General features: G+C 62.8%; 12 protein-coding genes. 5 read left to right on the forward strand and 7 right to left on the reverse strand.

The genetic code is table 11. The features are described from left to right. Positions 1-188 precede the first annotated feature (188 nt). Complete coding sequence (locus tag AACG97_RS27520) at positions 189-746, forward strand: chorismate--pyruvate lyase family protein (RefSeq protein ID WP_125854435.1); 558 nt, start codon at positions 189-191, stop codon at positions 744-746. Further along, a complete protein-coding gene (gene ubiA, locus AACG97_RS27525) occupies positions 746-1,636 on the forward strand; it encodes a 4-hydroxybenzoate octaprenyltransferase (RefSeq protein ID WP_054912421.1) in 891 nt (296 codons plus the stop codon). Before AACG97_RS27520 ends, ubiA begins: the two co-directional genes overlap by 1 nt. Before the next feature lie 64 nt (positions 1,637-1,700). Here ubiA and AACG97_RS27530 read toward each other — a convergent pair whose 3' ends face one another. Beyond that, positions 1,701-2,069 (reverse strand): COG4315 family predicted lipoprotein, encoded by a 369-nt coding sequence (locus AACG97_RS27530; protein ID WP_033690727.1) that lies wholly within the window; start codon positions 2,067-2,069, stop codon positions 1,701-1,703. 173 nt (positions 2,070-2,242) lie between these two features. Here AACG97_RS27530 and phoB point away from each other — a divergent pair, with 173 nt between their 5' ends. From phoB to AACG97_RS27545, 3 genes are all read left to right on the forward strand, one after another. Next, a complete protein-coding gene (phoB, locus tag AACG97_RS27535; protein ID WP_003253341.1) occupies positions 2,243-2,932 on the forward strand; it encodes a phosphate regulon transcriptional regulator PhoB in 690 nt (229 codons plus the stop codon). 156 nt (positions 2,933-3,088) lie between these two features. Next, positions 3,089-4,396, forward strand: coding sequence for a phosphate regulon sensor histidine kinase PhoR (gene phoR, locus AACG97_RS27540; protein WP_054905391.1), 1,308 nt, complete (start codon positions 3,089-3,091; stop codon positions 4,394-4,396). A 117-nt stretch (positions 4,397-4,513) separates the two neighbouring features. Further along, positions 4,514-5,854 (forward strand): hemolysin family protein, encoded by a 1,341-nt coding sequence (locus AACG97_RS27545; RefSeq protein ID WP_009684513.1) that lies wholly within the window; start codon positions 4,514-4,516, stop codon positions 5,852-5,854. Between the two features lie 94 nt (positions 5,855-5,948). Here the strand turns inward: AACG97_RS27545 and AACG97_RS27550 are convergent, their stop codons facing one another. The 6 genes from AACG97_RS27550 to AACG97_RS27575 all read right to left on the reverse strand — a co-directional run bounded on the left by AACG97_RS27550 (position 5,949) and on the right by AACG97_RS27575 (position 13,797). Continuing rightward, positions 5,949-6,845: a peptidoglycan DD-metalloendopeptidase family protein gene (locus AACG97_RS27550; RefSeq protein ID WP_115295128.1), complete on the reverse strand. Its 897-nt coding sequence runs from the start codon at positions 6,843-6,845 to the stop codon at positions 5,949-5,951. Positions 6,846-6,925: 80 nt separating this feature from the next. Continuing rightward, positions 6,926-7,822, reverse strand: coding sequence for a response regulator (locus tag AACG97_RS27555; RefSeq protein ID WP_225786188.1), 897 nt, complete (start codon positions 7,820-7,822; stop codon positions 6,926-6,928). Between the two features lie 162 nt (positions 7,823-7,984). Next, positions 7,985-8,755: a phosphate signaling complex protein PhoU gene (gene phoU / locus AACG97_RS27560; RefSeq protein WP_009684510.1), complete on the reverse strand. Its 771-nt coding sequence runs from the start codon at positions 8,753-8,755 to the stop codon at positions 7,985-7,987. A gap of 130 nt (positions 8,756-8,885) precedes the next feature. After that, positions 8,886-9,719 carry a phosphate ABC transporter ATP-binding protein PstB gene (gene pstB / locus AACG97_RS27565; RefSeq protein WP_009684509.1) on the reverse strand — a complete coding sequence of 278 codons (834 nt, stop codon included), beginning with the start codon at positions 9,717-9,719 and terminating at the stop codon, positions 8,886-8,888. Positions 9,720-9,820: 101 nt separating this feature from the next. Next, on the reverse strand, positions 9,821-11,437 hold the full coding sequence (gene pstA / locus AACG97_RS27570) for a phosphate ABC transporter permease PstA (RefSeq protein ID WP_154211365.1): 1,617 nt from the start codon (positions 11,435-11,437) through the stop codon (positions 9,821-9,823). Positions 11,438-11,508: 71 nt separating this feature from the next. Then, positions 11,509-13,797: an ABC transporter permease subunit gene (locus AACG97_RS27575; protein ID WP_115295130.1), complete on the reverse strand. Its 2,289-nt coding sequence runs from the start codon at positions 13,795-13,797 to the stop codon at positions 11,509-11,511. Between the last annotated feature and the right edge of the window lie 57 nt (positions 13,798-13,854).

The following is a 13,854-nucleotide window of genomic DNA, read 5'->3' on the forward strand; positions in this document are numbered from 1 at the left end:
GGTTGTTTTCCTCGGGTCAGGCTGGGGCTTTGTGTTGCTGCCGACGGCCCTATGGCGGGTGAACCCGCTGCAACAGGGACCAACGCGCAATGCTTGGGGGCTTTGTAGCGGCCCTGCCCGCAGTATGCAAGCAGTCGGGGCAATCATGCTAAGCTCGCCGCCTCTCAGGTTGTAACAAGCAGACCGACGTGTCGTACGAATCCCCGCAAGCAGCCGCTGTCGCGTGGCTGCCGTATTCACGGCTGGCGACCGACATCGACCAGCCCACCCTTGACTGGCTGTTCGACGAAGGCTCACTGACCCGCCGCCTGACGCGCCTGGCCCACGATGACTTCTGCGTCACCCCTTTGTTCGAGGGCTGGCAGCCACTGCGCGCCGACGAATGCCAGGCACTGGGCATCGCTGTTGGCGCTGAAGGCTGGGTGCGCGAGGTGTACCTGCGCGGCCATGGCCAGCCGTGGGTGTTCGCCCGCAGCGTGGCCAGCCGCAGTGCCCTGGCGCGCGGCGGGTTGGACCTGGAACGCCTCGGCAGCCGTTCGTTGGGCGAGTTGCTGTTCTGCGACCAGGCGTTCATCCGCCACCCACTCGAAGTGTGCAGTTACCCACAGGCGTGGTTGCCGGCAGATGCCGCCCGGCCAGCGCTATGGGCCCGCCGCTCGCGGTTTGAACGTGACGGGCTGGACCTGCTGGTAGCCGAGGTGTTTCTGCCGGCGCTGTGGCAAGCGGTCCAGGAGGAAAACAGCTGATGTACCTGCAACTGCTCAAGTCGCTGAACCGCCTGCACCCGCGTGCCTGGGACTTTGTCCAGCTCAGCCGCATGGACCGCCCGATCGGTATCTACTTGCTACTGTGGCCCACGCTGTCGGCAGTATGGATTGCCGGCAACGGCTCGCCGACCCTGGCCAACGTGCTGATCTTCGGCCTTGGCGTGGTACTGATGCGCGCCGCCGGCTGCTGCATCAACGATTTTGCCGACCGCAAGGTGGATGGCCACGTCAAGCGTACCGCCGACCGGCCCCTGGCCAGTGGGCGCGTGCGCCCGCGCGAGGCGCTGGCCCTGTTCGCCATGCTTGTCGGGGTCAGTTTCCTGCTGGTGCTGTGCACCAATAGCCGCACCGTGTGGCTGTCGTTCGGCGCGGTGGCGTTGGCGTTCTGCTACCCGTTCATGAAGCGCTACACCTACTACCCGCAAGTGGTGCTGGGGGCAGCGTACTCGTGGGGCATTCCGATGGCGTTCACGGCCGCTGGCGGCGAACTGCCGGCCAGTGCCTGGCTGCTGTACATCGCCAACCTGCTGTGGACGGTGGGCTACGACACCTATTACGCCATGGTCGACCGGGACGACGACCTGAAGATCGGCGTGAAATCCACGGCCATCCTGTTCGGTGAGGCCGACCGCAGCATCATCCTGACCTTGCAGTTGTTGTCGCTGGGCTGCCTGTTGCTGGCCGGTAGCCGCTTTGACCTCGGCGGCTGGTTCCACCTGGGGCTGCTGGGGGCGCTGGCGTGCTTTGCCTGGGAGTACTGGTCTACACGCAAGCTGGACCGCGAGTCGTGCTTCAAGGCTTTCCTGCACAATCACTGGGCGGGGTTGCTGGTGTTCGTGGGGGTGGTTCTGGACTACGCGCTGCGCTGACAGCGTGAGCACTCTACCTTGTGGGAACGGGCTTACCCCGCCCCCACAGGCGGATTGAAAGCCCTTACGGCTTGGCGACGTGCCAAACGTCTTTCATGCCGTCACCGGTCATGTCGCCAGCCTTCTTGTCCTTGACAAAGGTATACAGCGGCTTGCCGTCGTAGGCCCACTGCATCTTGCCGTCGTCCCGCTTGATCTGCGTCCACTTGCCTTCGGCTTTTTCGCCGCCACTGGTCATCAAAGGCGGCCAATTCTTGGCGCATTCGCCATTGCACATCGACTTGCCGCCGGTATCTTTGTCAAAGGTGTACAGGGTCATGCCGGCATGATCGACCCACATGCCATCCTTTTCCATTGCAGGTTGTGCCGAGGCCACCCCCGGAAGTGCCAGCGCAGTGAAAAGGGCCATCCAGCTCAGCGTATGTCGTGTCATTGGATTCACCATCGTTTCGGGGGGTAATGGGTTCGGGTTGCCAGAACCGCGGCCCTCTGTAGCCTAGTTCAGTCACGCAATGTCGCCAGAACGGCCAACGCCCTGTCACACAGCTGCAATAATTCCGTTATCTAATGCGGGCCAAGACACTGAATCCAGGAGAGGTTTTGAGCATGGTAGGCAGGAACATTCTGATCGTCGACGACGAAGCGCCGATTCGCGAGATGATCGCCGTTGCCCTGGAAATGGCCGGCTATGACTGCCTGGAAGCGGAAAACTCCCAACAGGCCCACGCGATCATCGTCGACCGCAAGCCGGACCTGATCCTGCTCGACTGGATGCTGCCCGGTACCTCCGGCATCGAGTTGGCCCGCCGCCTGAAGCGCGATGAATTGACCGGCGACATTCCGATCATCATGCTCACTGCCAAAGGTGAAGAGGACAACAAGATCCAGGGCCTGGAAGTGGGTGCCGACGACTACATCACCAAACCGTTCTCACCGCGCGAGCTGGTTGCGCGGCTCAAAGCCGTGCTGCGCCGCACCGGCCCAAGCGACAGTGAGGCACCGATCGAGGTCGGCGGCCTGCTGCTCGATCCGATCAGCCACCGCGTGACCATCGACGGCAAGCCGGCTGAAATGGGCCCCACCGAATACCGCCTGCTGCAGTTCTTCATGACCCACCAGGAACGCGCCTACACCCGTGGCCAACTGCTGGACCAGGTGTGGGGCGGCAACGTCTATGTCGAGGAACGCACGGTCGACGTGCACATCCGCCGCCTGCGCAAAGCGCTGGGTGAGGCCTACGAGAATCTGGTACAAACCGTGCGCGGCACCGGCTACCGCTTCTCGACCAAGAGCTAGCTGCAAGCTGCAAGCTGCAAGCTGCAAGCTGCAAGCTGCAAGCTGCAAGCAAGAGCATGTAGCATCAGGCTCGAAAAGGACTATCAGCACCACTGATCCGCTTCATCTTGAAGCTTGCAACTTGCAACTTGCAGCCGGATCCGAAGGACCCATCAATTGAACCAGAACTGGCACGCGACACTGATTCGCCACCTGCTGTTGCTGATCAGCATCTGCCTGATCGGCGGGCTGATCAGCGGCTACTATGGCTGGAGCCTGGCCATTGGCCTGGCACTGTACCTGGCTTGGACCCTCAAGCAACTGCTGCGCCTGCATGACTGGCTCCGCAATCACCAGCCCGACGAGGCGCCGCCCGACGGCTATGGCCTGTGGGGCGAGGTGTTCGACAGCATCTACCACCTGCAGCGCCGGGACCAGCGTGTGCGGGGCCGCCTGCAAGCGGTGATCGACCGCGTTCAGGAGTCCACCGCTGCGCTGCGGGATGCGGTGATCATGCTCGACAGCGACGGCAACCTGGAGTGGTGGAACCGCGCCGCCGAGACCCTGCTGGGCTTCAAAACTCCACAGGACGGCGGCCAGCAAGTCACCAACCTGGTTCGCCACCCGCGCTTCAAGGAGTACTTCGAGGCAGAAAACTACCTCGAACCGCTGGAAATCCCCTCACCGATCAACGACCGCATGCGGCTGCAGTTGCACATCACCCGCTACGGCAACAACGAGCACTTGATGCTGGTGCGCGACGTCACCCGCATTCACCAGCTGGAACAAATGCGCAAAGACTTCGTCGCCAACGTGTCGCACGAATTGCGCACACCGCTGACCGTCATCACCGGCTACCTGGAAACCCTGCTGGACAACGTCGAGGACGTGAACCCGCGCTGGCGCCGGGCCTTGCAGCAGATGAGCCAGCAAGGCTCGCGCATGCAGACGCTGCTCAACGACCTGTTGCTGCTGGCCAAGCTGGAGGCCACCGATTATCCGTCGGACAACCAGCCAGTGCCGGTCGATGCCCTGCTGGCCGCCATCAAGAACGACGCCCAGGCGTTGTCTGGGCCGCGCAACCAGCGCATTACGCTGGAAGCAACCCCCGGCGTGCAGCTCAAGGGGAGCGAGTCGGAGCTGCGCAGCGCCTTTTCCAACCTGGTGTTCAACGCCGTCAAATACACCCAGGATGAAGGCGATATCCGCATCCGCTGGTGGGCCGATGCCCAGGGCGCGCATTTGTCGGTGCAGGACTCTGGCGTGGGCATCGATGCCAAACACCTGCCACGCCTCACCGAGCGCTTCTACCGGGTGGATTCCAGCCGGGCCTCGAATACAGGCGGCACCGGGCTGGGGCTGGCCATCGTCAAGCATGTGCTGATGCGCCACCGCGGCAAGCTGGAAATCAGCAGCGTCCCGGGGCATGGCAGTACCTTCATCTGTCATTTTGCCCCGGCACAATTGGTCAACAGCAAGGTCTGAGCAACTCAGGGCCCTTTGCTTTTGCAGCCCCAGCCGCTACATTGGATCCCCTGTGCCAGCAAGAGCTGGCACTTTTTTTCTCTCCATTTCTAAGACGGACCCCGTAAAAACTCCATCATGGACCCTTCCCCTGGTATCAGCCTCAGTTCGTTATTCGCCGATTTCGGCATGATCATCTTTGCCTTCCTGCTGGTGCTGCTCAACGGCTTCTTCGTTGCTGCAGAGTTCGCCATGGTCAAGCTGCGCGCCACCCGCGTGGAGGCCATTGCCGAAGAGCATGGCTGGCGCGGCAACATTCTGCGTAAAGTGCACAACCAGCTGGACGCTTACCTGTCAGCCTGCCAACTGGGTATCACCCTGGCCTCGCTGGGCCTGGGCTGGGTCGGTGAGCCGGCGTTTGCCCACCTGCTGGAACCACTGCTGGCGTATTTCGGCGTCGACTCACCGGAACTGATCAAAGGCGTGTCGTTCTTCGTCGCCTTCTTCGTCATTTCGTACCTGCACATCGTTGTCGGTGAGCTGGCACCCAAATCCTGGGCCATCCGCAAACCGGAGCTGCTGTCGCTGTGGACTGCCGTACCGCTGTACCTGTTCTACTGGGCCATGTACCCGGCCATCTACCTGCTCAACGCCAGCGCCAACACCATTCTGCGCATCGCCGGCCAGGGCGAGCCGGGGCCGCACCACGAGCACCACTACAGCCGTGAAGAACTGAAACTGATCCTGCACTCCAGCCGTGGCCAGGACCCAAGCGACCAAGGCATGCGCGTGCTGGCTTCGGCCGTGGAAATGGGCGAGCTGGAAGTGGTCGACTGGGCCAACTCGCGTGAAGACATGGTCACCATCGACGCCCATGCGCCGTTGAAGCAGATCCTGGCCCTGGTGCGCCGCCACAAGTTCAGCCGCTACCCGGTGTACGACGCCGAGCGCGAGGAATTCACCGGCCTGCTGCACATCAAGGACCTGCTGCTGGAGCTGGCGGAGCTGGAGCACTTGCCCGAAGCCATCGACCTGGACGACCTCGCCCGGCCGCTTGAGCGCGTATCGCGCCACATGCCACTGGCCCAGTTGCTGGAGCAGTTCCGCAAGGGTGGTGCGCACTTTGTGCTGGTCGAAGAAGCCGATGGCAAGGTGATCGGCTACCTGACCATGGAAGACGTGCTGGAAGTGCTGGTCGGCGATATCCAGGACGAGCACCGCAAGACCGAACGCGGCATCCTCGCCTACCAGCCGGGCAAGTTGCTGGTCCGTGGCGACACGCCGCTGTTCAAGGTGGAGCGCCTGCTTGGGGTCGACCTTGACCACATCGAGGCGGAAACCCTGGCTGGCCTGGTCTACGAGACGCTAAAGCGCGTGCCTGAAGAAGAAGAGGTGCTGGAAGTCGAAGGGCTGCGGATCATCATCAAGAAGATGAAAGGGCCGAAGATCGTGCTGGCCAAAGTGCTCAAGCTGGATTGATGGCCATGGGGCTGCCGCGCAGCCCCTCTGGATTTGCGTATCCCTGTAGGCGCGGCCTTGTGTAGCGATGGCCTGCCAAGCAGGCCCGACGCTCTCAAGGGTTACCCGCAGTAAAGTCCGGCAAGCCGCTGAGCGGCCTGTCGAACCGGTAAGGGATCGACTCCAGCGCCAAGCCTACGTTGCGCTGTACCACGAAATGCAGGTGTGGCCCGGTGCTGTTGCCGGTATTGCCCGACTTGGCCAGCATCTGCCCCTGGCGCACCCGCTGCCCCTCCTTCACCACTACCGAGTCGCGCATCAGGTGCAGGTACACGCCCATGGTGCCGTCCGAGTGCAGCACCCTGACAAAGTTGCCCGACGGGTTGGGCTCGCGCCCGCTCTGGCCATTCTGCGTTTTCACCACCACCCCTTCGCGCGCCGCGATAATGGTGGTGCCTTCGGGCATGGCGATATCCATGGCATAGCGCCCCTTAGGCCCGAAATGGCTGACACGGCCATTGGGGCCCTGGGTCACGCGGAATGGCCCGCCAAGCCACGCGAACCCGTAGCGGAAGCCCTGCGGCCGCTTGCCCGGGTCACCCATGGCCTGCAGCAGGGTCGAGCGGTAATTCAGCAACAAACCGGGCCGCCCCCTCAGCACGCTGAGCATTTGCGTGGTGCCCGGTGGCAGCAGCCGGCGCACGATACGCGGGGCATCACCGCCCTGGGCGTTCACCAGGTTGTCCAGGCGCAGCTCGACCTCGACCGGAACATGCAGTTGGTTGCGTGCCGAAAAGCTCACACCGCCGTCGAACACTTTCGCGTTCAGGAACACTTGGCCTTCGAGCGTTTCGACCATGGGCTCAAGCAAATTCAACGGCCTGGCGCCAGGGCCGGGGCGGTCGGAATAGGAAATGACACCGGACTCGTCGGTGCTCTTGTAAAGGGTCACACCCAGGCTCGACGCCGAGGCCATGAACAGTGCACAGAACAGCAGCAGGCGCCCGGGCATGATAGTGGCTTTTTGACAGTTGAGGTCTGTCGAAGACTAGCAGCAGGTTTACCGGCAAGTGTTGCAGTTGGTCGGATGGCTCAGGCCCCTGGGGTGAAATGCTTCTGCGCGGTGCCACGGGCAATCAGCCGCGACAGGTAATCGAGCTTCTGCGCATCCTGGTCGACGAACTTGAAGGTCAGTTGCAGCCAGTCGCTGTCCGGCTTGGGCTCCAGCGCCGCGACGGCGTGCAGATAGCCGTTCAGGCGGGCGACTTCGGCACTTTCGCCTTGCTCCAGGTCCAACACTGCACCTTCCAGCACCTGTGGCAGCACATCGCCGCGGCGTACCACCAGCAGAGCCTCTTTCAGGCTTAACGCCTTGATCACGCACGGCTGCATGCCACCGGCCAGGCGCAGTTGCCCTTGCCCCCGACCGGTCGGGGTGGCCGCGGCCGGCGTGGGCGCCTTGGCCGCTGGCCTGGCAGCAGCCGGTGCCAGTGCCGGCGCTGCAACCTTTACCGCCTCCGGCTTGCCGGCGGTCAGCGCACTCAAGGAATCGTTGGCGAACGCCGGGTTGGCGCGCGCCGGGGCGATGGCCGTCAGGCTGTCGAGCTTGCCGATCTTGGTCAGGGCCTTTTTCACCTTGGTCAGCAACTGCTCGTTGGTGAATGGCTTGCCGACAAAATCGGAAACACCGGCCTGGATCGCCTGGATGACGTTTTCCTTGTCGCCACGGCTGGTCACCATGATGAACTGCAGCTGCTTCAACGCAGGCTGCTGCCGGCACCAGGTGAGCAATTCCAGGCCCGACATCTCGGGCATTTCCCAGTCGCACAGCACCAGGTCGAACGCCTCCTTGCCCAGCATGGCCATGGCCTTGCGACCATTGACGGCATCGTCGATCGTCATGCCCGGGAAGGCACTGCGCAGGCACTTGCGGACCAGGTCGCGGATAAACGGGGCGTCATCCACGACCAGCACATTCACTTTACTCATCGAAACTCCTTCTGAACCCGACTAGCCTACTGCCAAATACTGGCTACTTGCTACCACCTGGTAACGCCGGGCGTTCATCCGATCGTTCGCGGGTGCCTGCCGGCTCTCGGCCGTAAACGAAAACGCCCGGCCAAGGCCGGGCGTCGCTGCTCGGGGGCAACCTTACTTATCGTCAGATTCACCAGGAACATTAGCCTTTTCGCCATCGGCGGGCGCGGTGCCCTGCACTTCTGCAGTCATTCGCTTGAGGCCCATGTGACGCACATCGGTACCGCGGACCAGGTAGATCACCAACTCGGAGATATTGCGTGCATGGTCGCCGATACGTTCCAGCGAGCGCAGCACCCAGATCACGCTCAGTACCCGCGAAATCGAGCGCGGGTCTTCCATCATGTAGGTCACCAGTTCACGCAGGGCGGTCTTGTACTCCCGGTCGATGGTCTTGTCGTACTGAGCCACGGACAGTGCCAGGTCGGCGTCGAAGCGGGCAAAGGCGTCCAGCGCATCGCGGACCATGTTGCGCACCTGGTCACCGATGTGGCGCACTTCCACATAGCCCCGTGGCGACTCGCCTTCTTCACACAGCTGGATGGCCCGGCGGGCGATCTTGGTCGATTCGTCACCAATGCGCTCCAGGTCGATCACCGACTTGGAGATACTGATGATCAGGCGCAAGTCGGAGGCCGCCGGCTGCCGACGGGCGAGGATACGCAGGCATTCCTCGTCGATATTGCGCTCCATCTGGTTGATCTGCTCGTCAACCTCGCGCACTTGCTGGGCCAGGCCCGAATCGGCTTCGATCAGCGCGGTGACCGCGTCGTTGACCTGTTTTTCAACCAGCCCGCCCATGGCCAGCAGGTGGCTGCGCACCTCTTCCAGCTCGGCGTTGAACTGCTGGGAAATGTGGTGGGTAAGGCTTTCTTTGTTGATCATGCTGTCGCTCCGCGAAGTTGCTAGCCGCTAGCTGCAAGCTTCAAGTGGTTCGTGTCGTTCCCTGGCTCCGCGCTAACCGCTTCATCTTGCAGCTTGCAGCTCGAAGCTTGCAGCTGCGCCAAAGGCGCTCTTAGCCGTAGCGACCAGTGATGTAGTCTTCGGTCTGCTTCTTCGCCGGGTTGGTGAACAGGGTATCGGTGTCGCCAAACTCGACCAGCTTGCCCATGTACATGAACGCGGTGTAGTCCGAAACACGGGCAGCCTGCTGCATGTTGTGGGTCACGATGACGATGGTGTACTTGGCTTTGAGTTCGTAGATCAGTTCCTCGACCTTGAGGGTCGAGATCGGGTCCAGCGCCGAGCACGGCTCATCCAGCAGCAGCACCTCAGGCTCCACGGCGATGGTGCGGGCGATGACCAGGCGTTGCTGCTGGCCACCAGACAGGCCCAGGGCCGACTCGTGCAGGCGGTCCTTGACCTCGTCCCACAGCGCCGCGGCCTTCAACGCCCACTCGACGGCCTCGTCGAGGACGCGCTTCTTGTTGATGCCCTGGATGCGCAGGCCATAGACCACGTTTTCGTAAATGGTCTTGGGAAACGGGTTGGGCTTCTGGAACACCATGCCCACACGGCGGCGCAGCTCCGCGACATCTTCGCCCTTGCGGTAGATGTTGTTGCCATACAAGTTCACGGCACCCTGTACGCGGCAACCGTCAACCAGGTCGTTCATGCGGTTGAACGTGCGCAACAAGGTCGACTTGCCGCAGCCGGAGGGGCCGATGAACGCGGTCACGCGCTGCTTGGGGATGTTCATGCTGACATCGAACAAGGCCTGCTTGTCGCCGTAGAACAGGCTTAGCCCCGGTACCTCGATGGCCACGGTTTCTTCGGCCAGGCGCAGGCCCTGCTTGCTGCGGCCCAGGGCAGACATGTCGATGCCGTGGGTGTGGGATTCGTTCTGCATGGTTGACTCCGTTTGTAGCTGCAAGCTTCGAGCTGCAAGCTGCAAGTTTGGGCAAAGCGGCAATCTGCTTGGAGCTTGCCGCTTGTGGCTTAAAGCTTCAATCAGCTGTCCAGCGCCTTGTACTTTTCGCGCAGGTGGTTGCGGATCCATACCGCCGACAGGTTCAGGGCCGCGATCACCAGCACCAGCAACAGCGCCGTGGCGTAGACCAGCGGCCGCGCGGCTTCTACGTTGGGGCTCTGGAAGCCGACGTCATAGATGTGGAAGCCCAGGTGCATGATCTTCTGGTCCAGGTGCAGGTACGGGTAGTTACCGTCAACCGGCAACGACGGCGCCAGCTTCACCACACCCACCAGCATCAGCGGCGCCACCTCGCCCGCAGCGCGGGCCACGGCGAGGATCATGCCGGTCATCATCGCCGGGCTGGCCATGGGCAACACAATCCGCCACAGCGTTTCGGCCTTGGTCGCACCCAGCGCCAGCGAGCCTTCACGCACCGTACGCGGAATGCGCGCCAGGCCTTCTTCGGTGGCCACGATCACCACAGGCACTGCCAGCAGCGCCAGGGTCAGCGACGCCCACAGCAAGCCTGGCGTACCCAGGGTAGGCGCGGGCAGCGCTTCGGGGAAGAACAGGCGGTCGATCGAGCCACCCAGCACATACACGAAGAAACCCAAACCAAATACGCCGTAGACGATCGCCGGCACCCCCGCCAGGTTGTTCACGGCAATGCGGATCAGCCGGGTTACCGGCCCCTGCCTTGCGTATTCACGCAAGTAGACTGCCGCAAGCACGCCGAACGGGGTGACGATCACGGCCATGATCAGGGTCATCATCACGGTACCGAAGATGGCCGGGAAGATGCCGCCCTCGGTGTTGGCTTCACGCGGGTCGTCGCTCAGGAATTCCCATACCTTGGCAAAGTAGGTGCGCAGCTTGGTAAAAGCAGACATGCCGTTTGGCTGGAGGGCGTGCACCACCTTGTTCAGGCTGATTTCCACTTCACGGCCGTTGCCATCGCGGGCCACCAGGCTGTCACGCGCGAGTGCCTGGTGCAGGCCGCCGAGGCGCGCTTCGATAGCCTGGTAGCGGCTGTTCAGTTCGGCGCGCTCGGCGTCCATGTCCGCCTGGGCGGTAGCGTCCAGCTTGCCGTCCAGCTCCAGCTTGCGGGCATGCAGCCGCAGGCGCTCCAGGCCATGGTTGATGGCCCCGATGTCTTTCTTCTCCAGTTGCTGCAATTCACCGTTGAGCTGGCTGGCACGCTTGAGCCGCGCTTGCAACTCGCTCCAGGCAGCCGGGCCTTCGGCAACCACCCGGCCCTGTTCCTTGACGCTGACCAGGTAGCCATAGAAGTTGCCCCACTCGCGGCGCTCCAGGGCCATCAGGTCGGCCGGGCGCTGCTCGTCGACCAGCCAATCGCCGACCACCCAGGTGAAATCGCTGCCATAGAGGTCGCGGTTACCCACCTTGATCAGTTCACGGCTCATGAACTCCGGGCCCTGGTCCGGTACCGGCAGGCCGGCGCCTTTGAGGCGGGCACGCGGCACGTCCTCCTGCTGCACCACTTCGCCAATCACCACTTGGCCAGCCTGGCCCGGCACCTGGTAGGTGGCCTGTACCAGGTCGGCCGGCCAGAAGTGGCCCAGGCCGCGCACGGCGATGACCGCCAGCAGGCCAACGGTCATGATCACCGCCATGGCCACTGCGCCGCCGCTCATCCACACACCGGGGGCGCCGCTCTTGAACCAGCCTTTGAGGGAATCCTTTTTCACGGATCGCTACCTTTCTATCAAAGCGACGAGTATTTCTTGCGCAGACGCTGGCGAATCAGCTCGGCCAAGGTGTTCATGACGAAGGTGAACATCAGCAGTACCAGCGCGGCCAGGAACAGCACGCGGTAGTGGCTGCCGCCGACTTCCGATTCGGGCATTTCCACGGCCACGTTGGCGGCCAGGGTGCGCATGCCCTCGAACAGGTTCATTTCCATCACCGGCGTATTGCCGGTGGCCATCAGCACGATCATGGTTTCGCCCACTGCGCGGCCCATGCCGATCATCAGCGCCGAGAAGATGCCCGGGCTGGCGGTGAGGATGACCACACGGGTCAGGGTCTGCCAGGGGGTGGCGCCCAGCGCCAGCGAGCCCAGGGTTAGGCTACGCGGCACGCTGAACACGGCGTCTTCGGCGATGGAGTAGATATTGGGGATGACCGCGAAGCCCATGGCGATGCCGACCACCAGGGCATTGCGCTGGTCGTAGGTGATGCCCAGATCGTTGGTGATCCACAGGCGCATGTCGCCAGCAAAGAACCAGTTTTCCAGGTACGGGCTCATGGCCAGGGCGAACCAGCCGATCAGCAGGATCACCGGAATCAGAATCGCCGCTTCCCAGCCGTCAGGTACACGCAGGCGTATCGCCTCTGGCAGGCGGGTCCAGGCGAAGCCCACCAGCAGAATGCCGAACGGCATCAGCAGGAACAGGCTGAAGACCCCCGGCAGGTGACCTTCCAGATAGGGGGCAAGGAACAGGCCGGCGAAGAAACCGAGGATCACCGTCGGCATCGCCTCCATCAGTTCGATCACCGGCTTGACCTTGCGCCGCATGCCCGGGGCCATGAAGTAAGCGGTATAGATGGCGGCGGCGACCGCCAGCGGGGCTGCCAGGATCATGGCGTAGAACGCGGCCTTGAGGGTACCGAAGGTCAGCGGCGACAGGCTGAGCTTGGGCTCGAAGTCGGTGTTGGAAGCGGTCGACTGCCAGACGTACTTAGGCTCGTCGTAGTTCTCGTACCAGACCTTGCCCCACAACGCGCTGAAGGAAATTTCCGGGTGCGGGTTGCGCAGGCTCAGCGGCAGCAGCTTGCCGCCTTGTTCGATGATGATACGGTTGGCACGCGGCGACAGGGCCAGGATGCCCGGGCCTTCGGCGACGGGTTCGACCAGCAGCGTACGGTGCGCCGTACTGTGGAACACTCCAAGCTGGCCGTTCGCGTCCAGCGCGATGAAGCCCTTGCGGCGCTCTTCGGCGTCGATCTGCACGATCGGTGCCTTGCCCAGCTGGAAGGTACGGATCTGCTTGAGGCGCGATTCGCCATCCGGGTCGCGGGCCATGAACCACTGGGCCAGGCCGCCCCTGGAGTCACCGACGATCAGCGAAATACCACCCACCAGTTGCCCCGTGGCGGTCACTTCGGTGTCGGCACTGTCGGCCAGTTTATAGCGGCCGTTGAGGCTCTTGTCGCGCAGGCTGAACACGTCGGCCGTGGCCCGGCCGTTGATCACGTACAGCCAGTGCTGGCGCGGATCGATGAAAATGTTCTTCACCACCTCCGTCATCTGCGGCAGGACGATGCGGTTCTGCTCCGTGGTGACTTCTTCGGTCAGCATGTTCTCGCTACGGGTCAACTCCAGCACCTGCAGTTGCGCACCGGTGGAGCCGGCCAGCACCAGGGTGTCACCGTTGGCATTGACGCTCACGTGCTCCAACGCACGGCCCTGCTCGTCGAGCACGAATGGCTGCTCGCCGTAGGGGTAGTCGATGCTGGCGGTAATCGCCTTCTGGTTGTCCGGGTAGGTGATCTTGTAGGCGTGGTGGAACACCAGCGCCTGACCGTTGGACAGGCCCAGCACCACCAGCGGGCTGCCCGGCTGGTCGGCCCCGATCGAGGTGACCTGGGTACCGGCGGGTACCGGCAGGTCAATGCGCTTGAGCGCTTGGCCGGTCTTGGCATCGAAGAACAACGCCTGGCCTTTGTCCGAAACCCGCATGCCCACCAGGTTCTGCTCTTCCAGCGCGATCATCAGCGGCTTGCCGGCATCCTGCTGCAGCCAGTTTGGCTGCAGGGCCTGCTTGCGCGTCAGCTCGGCGCCCTGGAACAGCGGCAGCACTACATAAGCCAGGTAGAAGAAGATCAACGTAATGGCGGCCAAAACGGCAAGGCCGCCCACCAGCACATACCAGCGGGTCAGGCGGTCCTTGAGCGCGCGCAAGCGGCGCTTGCGTTGCAACTCGGGCGTATTGAAATCAATGCGCACGGGCTGGGGTTTTTGGGTCATGTTGGAGTTGGCCAGATCATTCATGCGCACACCCTAGCGGTCCCGTGTGACAAAAACATTACAAAATGGTGACGCGCGAAA

Origin of the sequence: Pseudomonas sp. Nvir (genome assembly GCF_963778085.1) — a bacterium.
Lineage (GTDB): Bacteria > Pseudomonadota > Gammaproteobacteria > Pseudomonadales > Pseudomonadaceae > Aquipseudomonas > Aquipseudomonas juntendi.

Excerpts from the sequence above, each read along its gene's own strand:
- AACG97_RS27545 (WP_009684513.1), top strand. The coding sequence starts at position 4,514 with ATGGACCCTTCCCCTGGTATCAGCCTCAGTTCGTTATTCGCCGATTTC.
- AACG97_RS27555 (WP_225786188.1), bottom strand. The coding sequence starts at position 7,822 with ATGAGTAAAGTGAATGTGCTGGTCGTGGATGACGCCCCGTTTATCCGC.
- phoB (WP_003253341.1), top strand. The coding sequence starts at position 2,243 with ATGGTAGGCAGGAACATTCTGATCGTCGACGACGAAGCGCCGATTCGC.
- phoU (WP_009684510.1), bottom strand. The coding sequence starts at position 8,755 with ATGATCAACAAAGAAAGCCTTACCCACCACATTTCCCAGCAGTTCAAC.
- pstA (WP_154211365.1), bottom strand. The coding sequence starts at position 11,437 with ATGAGCGGCGGCGCAGTGGCCATGGCGGTGATCATGACCGTTGGCCTG.
- AACG97_RS27575 (WP_115295130.1), bottom strand. The coding sequence starts at position 13,797 with ATGAATGATCTGGCCAACTCCAACATGACCCAAAAACCCCAGCCCGTG.
- ubiA (WP_054912421.1), top strand. The coding sequence starts at position 746 with ATGTACCTGCAACTGCTCAAGTCGCTGAACCGCCTGCACCCGCGTGCC.
- AACG97_RS27530 (WP_033690727.1), bottom strand. The coding sequence starts at position 2,069 with ATGACACGACATACGCTGAGCTGGATGGCCCTTTTCACTGCGCTGGCA.
- pstB (WP_009684509.1), bottom strand. The coding sequence starts at position 9,719 with ATGCAGAACGAATCCCACACCCACGGCATCGACATGTCTGCCCTGGGC.
- AACG97_RS27550 (WP_115295128.1), bottom strand. The coding sequence starts at position 6,845 with ATGCCCGGGCGCCTGCTGCTGTTCTGTGCACTGTTCATGGCCTCGGCG.